The 15,609-nt window shown below is 67.3% G+C and carries 14 protein-coding genes; 4 read left to right on the top strand and 10 right to left on the bottom strand.

The window, feature by feature from the left end:
- On the bottom strand, positions 1–2,667 hold a 2,667-nt coding region (locus tag C5H89_RS14510; protein WP_205305044.1), incomplete at its 3' end, for a VWD domain-containing protein.
- A 382-nt stretch (positions 2,668–3,049) separates the two neighbouring features.
- Here C5H89_RS14510 and C5H89_RS14505 point away from each other — a divergent pair.
- The gene (locus C5H89_RS14505) at positions 3,050–4,162 is read left to right on the top strand and encodes a hypothetical protein (RefSeq protein ID WP_104107687.1); all 1,113 of its coding nucleotides are present in this window, start codon (positions 3,050–3,052) and stop codon (positions 4,160–4,162) included.
- Positions 4,163–4,616: 454 nt separating this feature from the next.
- On the opposite strand, the gene C5H89_RS14500 is transcribed toward C5H89_RS14505, so the two are convergent.
- The 3 genes from C5H89_RS14500 to C5H89_RS14490 form a co-directional block, all read right to left on the bottom strand.
- Complete coding sequence (locus tag C5H89_RS14500) at positions 4,617–5,873, bottom strand: DUF1501 domain-containing protein (protein WP_104107686.1); 1,257 nt, start codon at positions 5,871–5,873, stop codon at positions 4,617–4,619.
- Positions 5,870–7,417, bottom strand: coding sequence for a DUF1800 domain-containing protein (locus C5H89_RS14495; protein ID WP_104107685.1), 1,548 nt, complete (start codon positions 7,415–7,417; stop codon positions 5,870–5,872). The genes C5H89_RS14500 and C5H89_RS14495 overlap by 4 nt, the downstream gene beginning before the upstream one ends.
- A gap of 442 nt (positions 7,418–7,859) precedes the next feature.
- On the bottom strand, positions 7,860–9,176 hold the full coding sequence (locus C5H89_RS14490; protein WP_104107684.1) for a calcium-binding protein: 1,317 nt from the start codon (positions 9,174–9,176) through the stop codon (positions 7,860–7,862).
- Between the two features lie 283 nt (positions 9,177–9,459).
- On the opposite strand from C5H89_RS14490, the gene C5H89_RS14485 reads away from it, so the two are divergent.
- Positions 9,460–11,112, top strand: coding sequence for an ATP-binding protein (locus C5H89_RS14485; protein WP_162799389.1), 1,653 nt, complete (start codon positions 9,460–9,462; stop codon positions 11,110–11,112).
- A 16-nt stretch (positions 11,113–11,128) separates the two neighbouring features.
- Positions 11,129–12,103 (top strand): hypothetical protein, encoded by a 975-nt coding sequence (locus C5H89_RS14480; protein ID WP_162799388.1) that lies wholly within the window; start codon positions 11,129–11,131, stop codon positions 12,101–12,103.
- Here C5H89_RS14480 and C5H89_RS14475 read toward each other — a convergent pair.
- The 6 genes from C5H89_RS14475 to C5H89_RS14455 are packed head-to-tail and all read right to left on the bottom strand — an operon-like array spanning position 12,094 to position 15,135.
- Positions 12,094–12,393, bottom strand: a complete 300-nt coding sequence (locus tag C5H89_RS14475; RefSeq protein WP_104107713.1) for a co-chaperone GroES — start codon at positions 12,391–12,393, stop codon at positions 12,094–12,096. The two genes, C5H89_RS14480 and C5H89_RS14475, sit on opposite strands and share 10 nt — an antisense overlap.
- Positions 12,394–12,421: 28 nt before the next feature.
- Positions 12,422–12,673, bottom strand: a complete 252-nt coding sequence (locus tag C5H89_RS14470; protein ID WP_240181883.1) for a DUF3618 domain-containing protein — start codon at positions 12,671–12,673, stop codon at positions 12,422–12,424.
- The gene (locus tag C5H89_RS14465; RefSeq protein WP_104107681.1) at positions 12,670–13,425 is read right to left on the bottom strand and encodes an ABC transporter ATP-binding protein; all 756 of its coding nucleotides are present in this window, start codon (positions 13,423–13,425) and stop codon (positions 12,670–12,672) included. The genes C5H89_RS14470 and C5H89_RS14465 overlap by 4 nt, the downstream gene beginning before the upstream one ends.
- Entirely contained in the window at positions 13,422–14,090 is a 669-nt protein-coding gene (gene cbiQ / locus C5H89_RS14460) for a cobalt ECF transporter T component CbiQ (RefSeq protein WP_104107680.1), read from the bottom strand. Before cbiQ ends, C5H89_RS14465 begins: the two co-directional genes overlap by 4 nt.
- 5 nt (positions 14,091–14,095) lie before the next feature.
- Positions 14,096–14,446 (bottom strand): PDGLE domain-containing protein, encoded by a 351-nt coding sequence (locus tag C5H89_RS19150; RefSeq protein ID WP_205305043.1) that lies wholly within the window; start codon positions 14,444–14,446, stop codon positions 14,096–14,098.
- Positions 14,443–15,135, bottom strand: a complete 693-nt coding sequence (locus tag C5H89_RS14455; protein WP_205305042.1) for an energy-coupling factor ABC transporter permease — start codon at positions 15,133–15,135, stop codon at positions 14,443–14,445. The genes C5H89_RS19150 and C5H89_RS14455 overlap by 4 nt, the downstream gene beginning before the upstream one ends.
- Before the next feature lie 47 nt (positions 15,136–15,182).
- On the opposite strand from C5H89_RS14455, the gene bcp reads away from it, so the two are divergent.
- On the top strand, positions 15,183–15,609 hold a 427-nt coding region (bcp, locus tag C5H89_RS14450; protein ID WP_104107679.1), incomplete at its 3' end, for a thioredoxin-dependent thiol peroxidase.

The following is a 15,609-nucleotide window of genomic DNA, read 5'->3' as shown; positions in this document are numbered from 1 at the left end:
ATCCGCGGGCACCGTGAACCGATACACGTCCTTCGACGCAGTCGTCTCCAGGTTCCCGGCCCCAGCCACAGCAACGTCAGCAATCTTGCCCGGCTCCACCTTCTGCCCGACCTGGAAGTCAAAAGCTTCGGCTAGCGGTACTAGCAGTACCTTCGCTGAGTACGGACCCGGTCTGCCAAAACTAGCTACCTCGAGCTGATACCCCCCCGCCTTCAGGTCTAGATAGCGAGTGCTGGCACACGTGCCACCGCTCGGCTGAAGCACGGTGCCCCGTTCCATTTCCCGAAGCCTGAAATCGCTCGCACTGGCGCAGGCGGATTCGATCAGCAGCCCGCGGACGGCTTGCGCGTGCGTGAGCTCAAACGAGTAGGTGTCCTGACTCCCCGGCGTTTCGAGCCTGCCCGCCCCTGCCGAGGGGACATCTGGCGCGATATTGAACGGGATTTGAGTTGCGAAATCCTCAGCAGGGAGAGCGTTCAATTCTACCCGAATGTTGTCAACGCCCAAAGAAGTGTCGGTAACACCCCGGAAACCAAAAGGCTTCAACTTGGCTGTGAGGCTTTGGGAGGCGTGCGCCGCGGGCAGTTCCACCCGATAAATGCGGTAGTCCGTGCCGGAGGACAGCGTTCCATTACGAATAAATTGCACCGTGCCACCCGGGGAATCTATTGCGGGCTGCGTCCCCTCCAGTACAACGCGAACTGGGTGCATGTTATCAATTTGAATCAACGCCCCCTGAGGCTCTCCGTCAGACTCAGTTGGCCCGAAGGTCAGGATATCCATACCGACTAGAGCGGAATCGTGGCGGGGAACAGCGACCACCGCGAACGAATAGGGCTCGGCATCAAAAATCGGGGCCGCCAGCGTAGAAAGAGACGGGTCCTGAACGTAACGCTTAGCAGCGAACGCGGACCCAATGGTTCCATCGAACGACTCAGAAAGAACTCCTTCATTGGTGAATTTTGAACCGGCTGGATCAACTACGGCCCCGACAGACGCCGCAACGCTGACATACCGGTCATCTCCGGTCGACACCAAGTCGTACACGCAGTCCTCGAAAGCGGGACCCTCGGATACATGACCCTCTCTACAAATCTTGCTTGCGGCATTCAATTCCGCAGTCGAGTAGTCCGCCAATGTCTTGACGTCTTGCGGAAAGCTCCGATCCGTGAACGTTTCCGTACCCTGCCCGTGCAGATATGAGAAATTCGATTCGTCCGATCCTACCCGCCACGAATCGGCATATCGCCCATACAGGACTCGTGCTGGCACATCCGCAGGAAGCTGTTCGCCTGACGCGGTTACAAGGTCGTTGTGTGGATTTCCGTCATTATTTCCCAGCAATCCTCTCGTGCGGACTCCCTCGTCCATGGAAATACTGATCGTCCCAGATTGAAACCTGACCAGGGCACTTGGACGTTTCAGGGCCAATAGCCGTTCTGATCCAGATCGGACGAGCAGCGACCCGTCAGCGAGGGTGGTGACACCGTCCTCCGCCGCGACGTCCACATCACCATCGACCAAGACTTGTCCATTCGAACGAAGCTCAACACGTTGTCCTGCAACTGCAACTGCAACTGCTTCGGTCACGGAAACGGACGACCCAACAGGGACAAACCGCGCCTGCACGTCGAGCCCGGTTGCCGGGTCCTCAACGAGGTGGAACTCGCCAACCGTCTGCAGGTCATAGGCTCGATCATCGAGAGTGACCAGGTGTGGGTCGCCAAAGACGTTAGGATCAATGGCGCACGAGGTAGCGACACCAAGTGCCATGCCGCCGGCCACAGCACTCGCCATGAAGAACGCACCAGGACCTACACCGATCGTGGCTGCTCTGGCAGCGGCCAGTTCTGCCGGCGTTGGCGGGCGCGTAGAGGTCGCGATCCGCAATGAGCCCGGTGCTAGAAGTGAGTAGCTGAGGTCCCGCGATTTCTCCGTCAACCATTCGGCCGCGTCGACCGCCACTCCTGCCGCATTGACCATGCAGTCAGTCCACTCAGGTTGTTCGACATCGATGGGAATCTCTACCTCGTCATCGACGTCCTCAGGCGGTGGCCCTGGCGGCCTTGAGCCACAAGGCTCGGATTCGTAATCTCCGTCTACCATCACGACGCCTGGCTGAGTCGCCGTCACAGCATATTGATACCAAACCTCGTAGTTGATAGTTGGTCTGCCGCAGGACTGGAGCTCAACCCGGAACTCGTCGGTGTAACCAGGCGCGCCGCCGACCGCCATCTCGGCATTTAAGTCCAGCAGTTCAGCAGACTTTCCCATGCTGGCGAGCAGATCCCTATAAGCTGCCGCCTGCAAAGCAGCTTTTGCAGGACCTTCGCCCCCCGCCCGTACCTCTAACTTCAACTCGGCGATCAACATCCGACTGTTACGCTCGGCATAAGCATCATACAAAACTAAATCGGGATGCAACGTGGCTGGAGGCTGCCTTGAAGGTTCGTATGAGACTCCACTTACGTTCGAGAAGATGGGCTCCCATTGCACGTTTGGAGTAATGCCCGTGCGCCCAGAGACACTGCTGCCGAAGACTCCCTCCTCGTTGAGTCGCGCGATGAGTCGAGCTTGTGCGATTGCCTCCGCTTGGATTCCGCCTGCCTTGCACTCGCCGGGCTTATACTTAGGATTCCGACGGTCGGTTGCCTTGGGGTCGATCACGCAAGACGGCGACACGAAACCCCGAGTCGAGGACACAGGAATTCCGTTGATACACGCATTGGCTTGCCTCTGGGGCGAGCTATTCATCGTGTTTGACGAACACGCTTGCACTTGCGTCGGCGTGCCTTGGGCGATAGGTAGCGGAACCAGCCCAACCAGAATGAAGAGCGTAGCGACTGGAACCATCGTCAGACGTCGTGGCATTCGATTCCCCCTGCGTAGCGAACGCCCTCCCGAACGGCAGACGCGGACGCAGACTAGGGCACCGCTTGACTACCGGAAAGAGGACATCTAGACCGGTCACTGAATCGGAGTCGTGCCCGTCGTCGCGGTCCGTTGCGGTCCGTTGCGAAACCGCTGCGCCTCCCGCGAGGATGCACTCATGACGGTCACTGTTGAGAACTACAAGATCGAGGCGCGAGTTGCGCAACGCCTGCAGCAGGGCGCTGACGGAGTCGATCTATGGATCCAATTGAAGGGCGTGGCCCGCCCGGCCGGCGAGGTCCGTGCAGCCATCCATCGACTCCAAACCAGTGACGAAAGGTGGGATGTGCAGCCAACCACCGGTGGTGCGTACGTGTGGTTGTTGGACTGTGTGGACTGGGCTGAGCGCACGCGCGAGTTGGCCTCTGAGCTCAGTTCGATAGGGCACGCCGGGTCGATCTCCGTGCCTGCGATTGACCCGTGGTTCGACCCCGCCTGCGAGATGCCGTTTCCCATCGCAACATTGGCCCATCAATTGGAACGTCCCCTCGCTGCCGGGCCGTTCAACGATTGGGGGGTGCCGGAGCCACGATGGGGCGTCCCCGAGTCTGTCACTGAGCGGCTGATGTCCTTCGCCGCGAACTGGGTCCTCACGCCACCAGGCACTGTGGCGCACGTCGGGGGCCTCGCACGGGTGCCCGTGGTCACCGACGACGCCCCGGACATCATTCGACCCCTGCTTGTCAGACCGTTGAGCGGGCTGCGCCTCGCGTCTACGCGAAGGGATGGGGAGATGCGTCGATCGGTTGGCTTCCAGGCCTTTGCGGAGACCTCGTGGGTTGACCTTGATAAGGAGTCCGGCCCCGTCGCCATCGCCCAAAAGATGGCGAAGCTGTTGATCCACTTCGCATCTGAGGCGGAGTACGGAGCAGTGCACATTGCCTTCCCCGGCACAGACGAGAGTTCTGAGACCTCCGGCCTTTGGAGGCAGAACCGCCACCTCTGGTCCTCCTTCGTCCCCGACGCGTTCGGGATTCAGCTCCTCACAGGCCAACATTTGGCACGAGCTCATGACCTCTCTGGGTGGCGCGTGGACAAGGTCGCGGACGACCGCTGGATAGTCACGGATCCTGATCTGGAGGCTTGGTTCAGTAGTCCCGTCCCATTGCCTGTTCGTCGGCGAGAGTTCCCTCATCCCGACCTCCGCCAGCGCGCACGTGCAGACTTCGGTGCGCTCATCATCACGGATGAATTCGCACGGGCGAATCCGCTAACCCCGACACCTAGTTGATATTTGGGTGGCGCAGGCTGCGATGAGATGCCTTTCAAGTCGCACAGAAGTAGGGACTGCTGATAGTGGGATAACCCTTCTTGACTGCAACTCTGACGGCAACGGGGCTGCACCGAGTCGCACGTGGTGATTGCCGAACAGTGCCTCGTCACGCTTAGGCGGACGCGTCCTTTCCTCGTCTGCACAGTCATGCCGAGGCTCTTAATCAGCGGGTTCGGGGTTCAAGTCCCTGATGGCGTACATCCAGCAAAACCGCAGGTCACACCACGTGACCTGCGGTTTTGTGTTTCTCGGCCTCGTCCACCAGCCACGGTTCCGGCTTCACCGTCTCCGGGGCCGGACTGCAACGCGATCGTCTCTGCCCCCGACCGAGCAGCTCCATCGCCGTCGGCGGGGCGCACAGCAAGTCAGGGACGCCGCTACCACTCGCCGATGACGTTTCCGAACGTTGTGGCTACTGGCCTCGCATGACCCCGACGTGCTCGCGCTTGAGTCCGGGGAACACCGTGGCGATCGAGGCTCCGGTGCGGGACGCCACGACCTCGGCCAGGACACTGCGGTAGTCGGTCGTGACCTCGAGGTCGGCGTCGAGCGAATTCTTCAGGCCTGGCCACTTGCCGTAGTAGCGACCGCCCTTGACGCCCGCTCCGGCCAGGAACATCACGTTGCCCCAGCCGTGGTCGAGGCCCTTCTGGGCGTTCTCGACGACCCGGCGGCCGAACTCGCTCATCGTGACCAGGGTGACCTTGTCAGCGAGCGGCCCCAGGTCGGCGAAGAACGCGGCTATCGAGGCGCCGAGGTCGGAGCTGTTGTTGAGCATCCGCCCGTAGGTGATCGAGCCGACGCCGGTGTGGTGGTCCCAGTCGCCCTGGTCGACCGTGACGAGCGAGGTGCCCGTGTTGGCCTTCAGGACCCGGGAGACCCCCGCCAGCGCCTGACCAAGGTCCGATGTCGGGTACGCCGTGCTGGTGTCCGGCTGCTGCAGGCTCGGCAGCAGGTCGGTGCTCGCCGCCAGCGCGGAGCGCGCACCGGTGCCGAGCTCGGTGCCGTCGGCTCCCCAGACGGTGCCCAACGCCCGCCGGCGGGTGCCACGGGGATCCCCGGTGGAATCGGCGCCGGACACCTGGATCTTGCTGAGGTCGGTGACCGCCATGACCGGCTGCGGTCCGTAGAGGGAGGTCGGCATGCTGGCGGTGCCGACGCTCAGACCCCGCGCCGGGGAACCGCCGGGGATCTCACCGACGAGTCGGTTGAGCCATCCGACGCGTGCTGCAGAGCCCGGATCGGCGTCCTCCACCGCCTCCATGGCGGCGAAGTGGGACCGGTTGGGGATTCGCATCCCGGTCGCGTGGACCGCGGCGAGCTTGCCCGACTGCCACATCGGCAGGAGCGGGTGGAGCGCCGGGTGCAGGCCGAAGGTGTTGTCCTTGGCCAGCAGGGACCCGCGGGGCACCGCGATGGTGGGCCTCGCCTTGTAATAGGTCTTGTCACCGTGCGGCACCACGAGGGAGAGCCCGTCCGCCGCACCGCGCAGGGACAGGACGACGATGACCGAGGCGGCTGGCACACCGGGCTCGGCAGACGCCGTCGCGACCACCGCGGACCCGAAGGTCAGCACCCCGCCGGTGACGGCGGCGGCGCGGAAGAGGCCGCGACGCGTCATCCCGGACGACGTGAGGTCGCAGCACGCTGCGGTCGAGGGCGTGCTCATCGGGTGAGGTGGGCAGGGTGGTCGAGGAAGACCACGAGCAGACGGGGCATGAAGAAGGTGACCAGCGGATGCGAGGCGGTGATGATCTCTCCTGGGTCCATCTCGACGGCTTCGCAGCACGCTTGGAGCAGCGTCGCGGTCGAGGGTCGGTGGTGGATGACCCGCGACATGTGGTCGACCAGGTCTCGCAGTGCGATGGACGGGGCTGGGAGCCACTGCTCGGGCATGCGGTAGGTGATGTTGCGATTGGGCTGGGACCGCGTCGCCATCCGCCAGTGCATGTCGAAGGAAGCCATCATGCGGGCCGGTGACGTCCAGGGGCTGCTGGCTTGCGGTGATCCGTCCGGCAGCGGCCAGGCCATCGGAGCCAGTCCGACGGTCTCGGCCATGTGGACAATGAGGCTGGCGCCGGAGATGTCGTCCTGCTCGGGACGACCCAGCTGTGCCCCCAGGACGGCGAACGTGGCCACGACATCCTGGCTGGGGTCACGGACCTTCAGCCCCCCGGCAGCCGCGAACTCGGGCGAGTCGACCAGCGCCTGAAGCACCGGCTTGATCGCGGTTCCGTTGGCCCGGTAGACCTTCGCCAGGCGGTCCACCAGGGCGGGGGACGGGTTGTCGCCCACGAACGTCACCGCGAGACGGTGCGCGATGCGACGTGCCGTCTTGGGGTGGCGGGCCAGGTACCGCAGCAACTTGCGGGTGGCAGGGCGCCCGTCCCTGCGCTTGTTGGCGCTCTTGAAGCCGAGGACGCGCACCTTGCCGGTGGCGTGGACGCTGCGGTCGTAGGAATAGGTCCAGTCGTCACGGTCGGCGATGCGATAGCCGGTGAGGAGTCGAGCGGCGGCCTTGACGTCGCGCTCCCGGAACGCGCCCACCCCAACGGTGTGCAGCTCCAGCAGCTCGCGGGCGAGGTTCTCGCTGGGGTGGTCCTTGGTCGAGTTGGCGCCGTCGAGGTAGATGAGCATGGCGGGATGGGTGATCGCCTCCTGCAGCATCTGGTCGAACCGCCCGAGGGCGTGCTTGCGGATGACGTCGCCGTACCGCGCCCGCCAGGTGAACTGGGAGTCGCCGTTGACCGAGACGTTGAGGTAGTTCTCCCAGAACTCCTGCATCACCTCTAGGACCGGCTTCGGCGAGATCAGTCGCCGTACCAGGAGCCGACGGCCGTAGTCGTACATGACGCGGTAGCCCGCGCGGGTGCCCGCCATCTGCAGCTTCCAGACCGCGGTGGGTCGCAGGTGCAGGTGCGGCCACCAGTCGGCGAGGTTGTCAGCCGAGCCGTCGTACGCCGTCGCCAGCTGCTGGTCGAACCACGCTCGAGCACCCCCTGCAGCACTCACCTGCTGCGCGAGCTCCGGCGTCACGGCGTAGGAGAACCTGGAGATGAGGTGGCGGTCCAGCTCGGGAAGGAGCGGCGTGGCGGGCCAGCTGCCAGCCATGTAGTCGGCCGCGAACGCCGTCGGGATCGGCCCTATCGCACTGACACCGACCGCGACACTCGCTCCGGCGATCACTGCACGGCGCGAGGCAAGCATCGACATCTTTTGGTGTCCTCCCAGAACTCCCGGCGGCTGTGCCGGGAGGCCATTTCACCCCGGACCTGGCAGAAAAACTGTGGCCTGTGAGAACTTTTACTTTCCGGGCCACGCACCATCCTTTTCGGGCCGGCACCCATCCCAGGTAGCAGACCTGAGGGCGGCACTGGCAACGTCCTCAACGAGGACGGCGAGTCCATCGGGACCATCGACAAGCCGTGGGCCGTGGACGCGCTTGGCAAGAAGGCCCTGACGCAGTTCAGTGAGCATCGCGTTGAAACGTCAGACCCGAGGTCACGACCACTCCTGAGCACGACCGCACCGAGAACGTTCCGAAGGCCCCATTCGCCCAAGCGGATGCCGAACCCTCTGCGCTGGAGGGCTCGTCTGAAGCGTCGCCAGGACGGGACCTACCTGCGAGACCCTGAGGCGAGGACCAGCACCTAACTCAGCGGAGCCAGCCCGCGGTCCGCCCCGGCGCAAGACCCGGCACCGGCCCGTAGGGCCAACCCTGGGGCAGGTAGTCGATCACGGTGATCGACTCGCACGTGCCCGGGCCGTAGTCGGCCTTCAGCTTGTCGAGCGGGTCGATCCGGCCCACGTAGATGACCTTGTCGCTCTGCCCCTCGGCGCTGGTGCCGCGGTCGTCGACGTCGTCGCAGAGGATCTCGTCGCGCTCCCCGTCGTCGTAGAGGTAGACGGTGTCGTTGCCCTGCTCGCCGAAGATCTTGTCCTTGCCGGCGCCGACGAAGAACGTGTCGTCGCCCGGGTCGCCCTTGACCAGCGGGTCGTCGCCGTCGCCGTCGATGAGGACGTCGTTGCCGTCACCGGCGTTCATCGCGTAGTCGTCGCCGGGTCCGGCGTCGAGCACGTCGTCACCGCCCAGGCCGAGCAGCTTGTCGCGCCCCTCCCCGCCCAGGATGGTGTCGTTGCCCGGCCCGCCGTTGAGCTCGGGCTTGCCGTCGGTGCCGTTGTCGAACCCAGCCTGCACCGACCCGGCGACCGGGGGGACGCCGTCGTCGCCGGCCCCGCCCTCGATGTAGTCGTCGCCGTCGCCGCCGTTGATCCGGTCCGAGCCCTCCGCGCCGTACAGCGTGTCGTTGCCGCTGGCACCGGCGAGGAAGTCGTCGCCGAGCTCGCCGTAGATGGCGTCGTCGCCGGTGTCCCCGCCGAGGGAGTCGTTGCCGTCGCCGCCGTAGACGAGGTCGTTGTCGTCGCCACCGGAGACGGTGTCGTTGCCGCCGTCGCCGTACACAGTGTCCGCGCCCTCGGCGGCGATCAGGCTGTCGTTGCCCGCTCCGCCGCGGAGCACGTCGACCCCGCCCTGGCCCTTGAGCGTGTCCCGGCCGGCAGCGCCGGCGAGCGCGTCGTTGCCGGGGCCGCCCACGACGGCGTCCTTGCCGGAGCCGCCGTCGAGCGCGTCATCGCCGTTCCCGCCCATCAGCAGGTCGTTGCCGGCCTCGCCGGACAGGGAGTCGCGGTCGTCCTGGCCCCAGAGCTGGTCGTTGCCGCCCCCGCCGTAGACGGTGTCGTTGCCGGTGCCGCCCTTGACGACGTCCCTGCCGCCCTTGCCCTTGATCCTGTCCTTGCCACCCAACGAGCTGATCCGGTCGGGCTTGTTGGTCCCGCTGATCGTGTCGTTGCCCCGCGACCCGTTGAACGCTTGACCCTGGGCCGGCGCGGTCGCCAGCGTCACGGCCAGGCCCACGGTCAGGGCCGCGACGGAGACCGAGGTGGTACGGCGGAGCGGGCTGCGCGAGGACATGCTGGCCTCCAGAGGCTGCGTGTTCGGACGTCGCCGGGGAGGGGCAACTCAGGCTCCGCGAGCCTAAAGGTCCGGCCCGGCGCCCCGCCGGGTTATGCCTCAATTGTGCCGCGCGCACCCCAACCGGGCCGCCGCGCGCGGCCGCGAGGTCGTCCGGCCGAACGCCCCGTCCTCAGCATTTCCGCGATTCTCACCCCCCAGGTGTCTCTGTACGTGGTCTTATGTCGTCAACCATGCAGCGCTGGGGGGCGCGCCGACGTGGTATGACGTCGAGGGGAGCAGCGTGCCCAAGTCCGGGATGACCAGGGCGCTGCTCCTGCTGACCCTCTGCACCGCCCTCGGGCTAGGCGCTGACGTGCGTGCTCCGGAGGCCGCCGAAGGATTCGGCGCCTATCCCCTGGGCCTGCTCGCCGTGGTCCTGCTCCAGGTCAGGCCGGCCCAGCTGCGGTGGGTCGCCCCGTTCGCTGCCCTTGTCACCGGGCTCACCCTGTGGTGGACGGGCCAGTCGGTGGTCGAGTCGATCGCCTACTCCCTGGGTGCCGTCGTCGCCGCTGTCCTGGCACTCGCCATCCTCCGCGCCCACGCCGGTCCCCTCAAGCTGAGGTCGGAGAGCGACCTGCTGAGGATCATCGTGGCCGCCGTCGCCGGCGCGCTGGTCGTGGGTCTGGCCACGTTCGTCGCCGGGTCCGTCACCGACGTGGAGGACCTGCGCTCGCTCACCGGCGGCTCCCTGCTCAACGAGGCGGCGTCCCTGCTGCTGTGGCTGCCGCTGGCGATGGACCGCCTCAGGGTCCCGAGCCTCGCGGGCAACCTCGAGCGCTGGGTGCAGTGGATCCTGGTGCTGACCGTGACGGTCGTGGTCTTCGGGGCCATCTACACACCGTCCTTCGCCTACCTCGTGCTCGCCGTCATGGGCTGGGCCGGACTCCGGTTCGCGCTGCTCGAGACCCTGCTCCAGCTGATCGTGGTGCGCCTGATCGCCATGACGTTCACCGCGCACGGGATGGGGCCGTTCTCCGAGACCGGCCACCGCACCAACCTGCCGCCGGACCTGGAGATCGCCTTCGTCCAGCTCTTCCTCATCACCTGCTCGATCGCCGTGGTGGCGCTGAGCCTGAGCAGCACCAGGGCCCGGGTCGACAGCCGCAAGCAGGCCCTGGCGCGGGCCGACGCCGTCGCCGACAGCAAGCTCAGCGTCGTGGTCGAGGAGCTGGAGGCCGAACGCTCGGCCCTGGAGGAGCTCCGCGAGGTCGACCGGGTCAAGGACGCGTTCGTCTCCAACGTCAGCCACGAGCTCCGCACTCCGATCACCAACATCATCGGCTACACCGAGCTGCTCGACGACGGGGACTACGGCCAGCTCACTCCTCTGCAGAACGGCGCGATGGAGCGGATCGGCGAGAACGGCCGACGGCTGCTCTCCCTCATCGACGACCTGCTGACGCTGTCGCGGCTCCGCTCCGTGGACATGGAGCTCTCCACCACGCCGGTGGACCTGGCCGCGATGATCCGGAGCGCGGAACGGATCATCGCGCCCCGAGTGCAGGCTGCCGGTCTGAGCCTGGAGATGGACCTTGGCGACCGGCCGGTCGTCGTCCGGGGCGACGGCGAGAAGCTCGAGCGAGTGATGCTCAACCTGATGTCCAACGCCGTGAAGTTCACCCCCCAGCCCGGGCAGGTCACCGTCGGGCTGCGCCAGGTCGACTCACGTGCCGTGCTCAGCGTCTCCGACACCGGACACGGCATCCCCGCCGAGGACCTCGGCAAGCTGTTCTCCCAGTTCTTCCGCACCAGCCTGGCGCAGGAACGCCAGATCCAGGGCACCGGACTGGGGCTCTCGATCGTGCGGGCCATCGTGGAGAGCCACGGCGGGCACATCGAGGTCGAGTCCGAGGTGGACTCCGGCACCACGTTCAGCGTCCACCTGCCCCTGTGAGGAAGACTGCTCGACGATGAGCACGACACCGACGCCCACCCACATGACCACCGCCGAGCAATGGTTCCTCGGCCACGGGCTCCCCTACTTCGTCGACGACGTCCGCGCCCGGGTCTCGCACGGTCTGGGCCGCGGGCGGCTGCGGGCCGTCCTGGCGGCCTCGGTCCTGGTGGCCGGTACGGCGTTCACCATCGGCGCGCTGGTCTCCGATCGCTACACCGGGGCGGCCGCGGCGCTGACGTCGGCGGGATTCGTCCTCGGCCTCTATGCCCTGGCCACGCTGCAGGTCCGGCTCTGGCTGCGGTGGGCGGTCCGCAAGACGCTCTCCTCGCTGGAGCTGATGATTCCGCTGGTAGCGCGGGCCCTGCCGATGCTGATGCTCTTCATCACCTTCCTCTTCATCAACGCCGAGGTCTGGGAGGTCGCGGCCCGGCTCTCCGGAGGAGTCATGTGGACCGCGGTGCTGGGCTTCGCCGCGGCGGCCGTGGGCTTCCTGGCCTCCCGGCTGCCCGAGGAGCTCGACGCCTTCACCGCCGAGCTCGACCCCTCCCGCATCGAGGAGGCCTGCGCCGGCACCCCGTTCGCCGCCTGGTCCCGCGGAGTCGGCATCGGCACGGACGTGGCGTCACCGTCGCGGCTGGAACGAGCCAACCTCATCCTGGTGCTGCTGGCCGCGCAGGCCATCCAGGTGCTGCTGCTGAGCGTGGCGGTCTTCGTCTTCTTCATCGGCTTCGGGATCGTCGCCATCCCCGACGAGGTCGTGACCAACTGGGTGGGCACCGACCCCACGCCCGCGCTCGGCGCGATCTCCTGGGAGCTGGTCCGGGTCGCGGTGTTCCTCGCCGCGTTCTCCGGCCTCTACTTCGCCGTGTACGCCGTCACCGACGAGGCCTACCGGCGCCAGTTCTTCACCGACGTCACCGACGAGCTGCGCACCGCCGTCTCGACCCGGGCCGTCTACCGCGCGATGCGGGACGGCGCTCAGAGGTAGAGGCCGGTGGCCTCCGCCTGCAGCCGCTCCGCCGCCACCGCGTGCACGTCGCGCTCACGCATCACGACGTACACCTCGCCGCTGACCTCGACCTCGGCCTTGTCCTCGGGGTCGTAGAGCACCCGGTCACCCGGCTCCACCGCACGCACCTGGGGACCGACGGCGACCACCCGCGCCCACGCGAGCCGCCGCGCACCCATGGCCGCGGTCGCCGGGATGACGATGCCGCCGGAGGAACGACGCTCCCCCGCCTCACTGTCCTGCTCCACCAGCAGCCGGTCGTGGAGCATCTTGATGGGAGCCTTGACGTCGAACCCCTCAGTCACGGGCGATCTTGCGGATCACCGCGAAGACCAGCACGAACCCGGCGATGCCGGCGACCGTCTTGAGGATGTTGTCCGTGCGGGGCGCACCAGTGTCGAGGTCGACGTAATGCGCCTTGATGGAGGTGACCTCGCGGTTGACGATGGTCTTGGGGTGTGCCCGGTAGAGCAGCTGGTCGATGGTGCCGGCCAAGCGGTCCCGGGTCATCTCGATCTCGCGCTCGAGCGAGGAGGCGTCGTTGGTCACCTGGGAAGGCTACCAATGGTGCGGGGGTCGAAGCCGAACGGGAGCTCCAGCCGGTGGGCAGCCATCAGCTCGTCGTCGGTCAGCACGTCGTACGTCGACCCGTCGGCGACCACCACGCCGTCGCTGAGCACCACCGACCGCGGGCACAGCTCCAGGGCATAAGGCAGGTCGTGGGTGACCATCAGCACCGTCACCTCCAGCGAGCGCAGGATGTCGGCCAGCTCTCGGCGGCTCGCCGGGTCGAGGTTGGAGCTCGGCTCGTCGAGCACCAGGATCTCCGGCTCCATCACCAGCACGGTCGCCAGGGCGACCCGGCGACGCTGGCCGAAGGAGAGGTGGTGCGGTGGTCGGTCGGCGAAGTCGGCCATCCCGACCTGGTCCAGGGCTGCCATCACCCGGGTGTCCAGGGCGGGCCCGCGGACCCCCATGTTGCGCAGCCCGAACTCCACGTCAGCGCGCACGCTGCCCAGGAACAGCTGGTCGTCAGGGTCCTGGAACACGATGCCGACCCGCCGCCGGATCTCGGCGAGGTGCGGCTTGGCGACCTCCAGGCCGCTGACCGCGACGCGGCCCGCCCCCGCGGTGAGGATGCCGTTGAGGTGCAGCACCAGGGTGGTCTTGCCCGCCCCGTTGGGGCCCAGCAGCGCCACCCGCTCGCCGGAGTGCACGTGCAGGTCGACCCCGAAGAGCGCCTGGTGGCCGTCGGGGTAGGCGTAGGCGAGTCCCTGCACGTCCAGGACGGGGGCGCTCATCGCGGCAGCCTGCCGTCGTACCCGCGCGAGAGCATCGCGAGGTGGACCCGCTCACCGCGCTCGTAGGACCGGATGAACAGCGCTCCCAGGGAGCGCGCCAGCATCGGCCAGTGCCGCGGCCACCGCGGGTCCGCGCCGCGGGAGCGCATCGAGGTCATCATCCGTCCCAGCTCACCGATGACCACGCTGAGGTAGCGGATCATGAACCCCATGATCTGCACGATCAGGTCGGGCATCCGCAGCCGGGTCAGGCCGCGCAGCAGCTCCTCGGGCTCCGTGGTGGCAGCCAGGGTGAGCGAAGCGAGCACGCCCAGGGTGCCCTTGACCAACAGCCCCCAGGCGGCGACCAGGCCGGTCTCGGAGACGCTGAGCCCCAGCAGCTCGGTGCGCGGCCCGGTCGCGACGAAGGGCACCATCAGCGCGAAGACCGCGAACGGCACCTCGACCACCATCCGCTTCGCGAGGTAGCCAGCCGGGACCCGGGACAGCGCCACCACGCCCAGCAGCACCGCGGCCTCGAGACCGAAGGCCCAGAGCCACTCCCGGGGGGTGGCGACCACCAGCAGCATGAAGGCCACCAGCGCCACGACCTTGACGTGCCCCGGAGCCCGGTGCACCACGCTGTGGCCGTGGTAGTGCAGCAGGTGGCCGTGCCCGGCGCCCACCGCGCTCAGCTCGGCTCGGTGTGCTGGGGCTCGATGTGCTGGGAATCGGTGTGCTGGGGCTCGTCGCCGCGGCGGCGCAGCGCGAGGAAGAGACCGCCGGAGACCACCAGGACCAGCAGCACGCCGGCCACCCCGGCGATGCCGCCGGAGAGGCGCTCGTTGTCGATCCCGGTGGTCTGGTAGTCCGCGAGCGGACTGTCCGAGGCGGCGTGCTCCTCCTCGACGGTGTCCAGGAAGCCGGTCTGCTCCGCGACGTACTCCAGGCCGTCGGGGTGGGCGCTGGCGTAGTAGCTGGCGAACCCGGCGACCAGGAGCGCGACCAGCAGGGAGAGGACGTAGAAGGACCGGCGGCTCATGAGCGCGCCTCCGCGTTCCGGATCTCCAGGGTGCGGCCGGCGACCAGCGGGCGAGCGCCGTACACCAGGTCGGGCCGGACCGCCACGACACTGCCGACGACCAGGCCGGTGATCACCGCCTCGCCGATGCCGATCACGACGTGCCAGCCCACCATCGCCTTCAGCACCGTCGCGCCCTCCACGGGCGCGGTGCCGCCGATGACGAAGAGCAGGGTGAAGACCGCCGCCGCCACCGGGACGCTGAGGAACGCGGCCACCGCGGCGGCGGGTGCGACCAGCGCGGGGCGCTTGGGCAGCACCCGGCGCAGCGCGACGAAGACGAACCAGCCGACCACGACGGTGACCAGTCCGATCAGGGTGATGTTGGTGCCCAGAGCGGTGATACCGCCGTCGGCCATCAGCAGGCCCTGCACCAGCAGCACCACGCTCAGGCAGAGCACCGCGGTCCACGGACCCACCAGCACGGCGGCCAGAGCGCCACCCATCAGGTGGCCGCTGGTCCCGGCACCGACGGGGAAGTTGATCATCTGGGCCGCGAAGACGAAGGCCGCGACGAGTCCGGCCATGGGGGCGGTACGGTCGTCGAGTTCGCGGCGGGCGCCCCTGAGAGCGATCGCCACCCCACCAGCGGCCACGACGCCGGTGGCCACCGACGTGGGGGCGTCGAGGAATCCGTCGGGAACATGCATGCCGTCCACCCTACGTTATTGCGACCTATTCGCAACAAGGAGCCCCGTTGAGCCCGCGCCTCTCCCCCGGTGACACCGCCCCCGACTTCACCCTGACCTCCGACACCGGTGAGCAGGTCTCGCTGGCGGACCTGCGCGGCCGCACGGTGATCGTGTACTTCTACCCCGCGGCGATGACGCCGGGCTGCACCAAGCAGGCCTGCGACTTCACCGACTCCCTGGACTCCCTGCAGGCGGCCGGCTACGAGGTCGTGGGCATCTCGCCGGACAAGCCGGAGAAGCTGGCGAAGTTCCGCGAGCGCGACGGCCTCACGATCACCCTGCTCTCGGACCCGGAGAAGCAGACCCTGACCGAGTACGGCGCCTTCGGCGAGAAGAAGCTCTACGGCAAGGTCGTCCAGGGCGTCATCCGCTCCACCGTCGTCGTCGACCCCGAGGGCAAGGTCGCCCTCGCCCAGTACAACGTCAAGGCCA

The sequence above is a fragment of the Nocardioides sp. 616 genome, from assembly GCF_002930065.1.
Lineage (GTDB): Bacteria > Actinomycetota > Actinomycetes > Propionibacteriales > Nocardioidaceae > Nocardioides > Nocardioides houyundeii.
The sequence above is the reverse complement of the archived record's forward strand: the minus strand, read 5'-3'. Positions and strand labels throughout refer to the sequence as shown.

Excerpts from the sequence above, each read along its gene's own strand:
- C5H89_RS14465 (WP_104107681.1), bottom strand. The coding sequence starts at position 13,425 with ATGAGCGCCCCCGTCCTGGACGTGCAGGGACTCGCCTACGCCTACCCC.
- C5H89_RS14505 (WP_104107687.1), top strand. The coding sequence starts at position 3,050 with ATGACGGTCACTGTTGAGAACTACAAGATCGAGGCGCGAGTTGCGCAA.
- C5H89_RS14455 (WP_205305042.1), bottom strand. The coding sequence starts at position 15,135 with ATGCATGTTCCCGACGGATTCCTCGACGCCCCCACGTCGGTGGCCACC.
- C5H89_RS14495 (WP_104107685.1), bottom strand. The coding sequence starts at position 7,417 with ATGTCGATGCTTGCCTCGCGCCGTGCAGTGATCGCCGGAGCGAGTGTC.
- C5H89_RS14500 (WP_104107686.1), bottom strand. The coding sequence starts at position 5,873 with ATGAGCACGCCCTCGACCGCAGCGTGCTGCGACCTCACGTCGTCCGGG.
- C5H89_RS19150 (WP_205305043.1), bottom strand. The coding sequence starts at position 14,446 with ATGAGCCGCCGGTCCTTCTACGTCCTCTCCCTGCTGGTCGCGCTCCTG.
- C5H89_RS14475 (WP_104107713.1), bottom strand. The coding sequence starts at position 12,393 with ATGCTCCACGACCGGCTGCTGGTGGAGCAGGACAGTGAGGCGGGGGAG.
- C5H89_RS14480 (WP_162799388.1), top strand. The coding sequence starts at position 11,129 with ATGAGCACGACACCGACGCCCACCCACATGACCACCGCCGAGCAATGG.
- C5H89_RS14490 (WP_104107684.1), bottom strand. The coding sequence starts at position 9,176 with ATGTCCTCGCGCAGCCCGCTCCGCCGTACCACCTCGGTCTCCGTCGCG.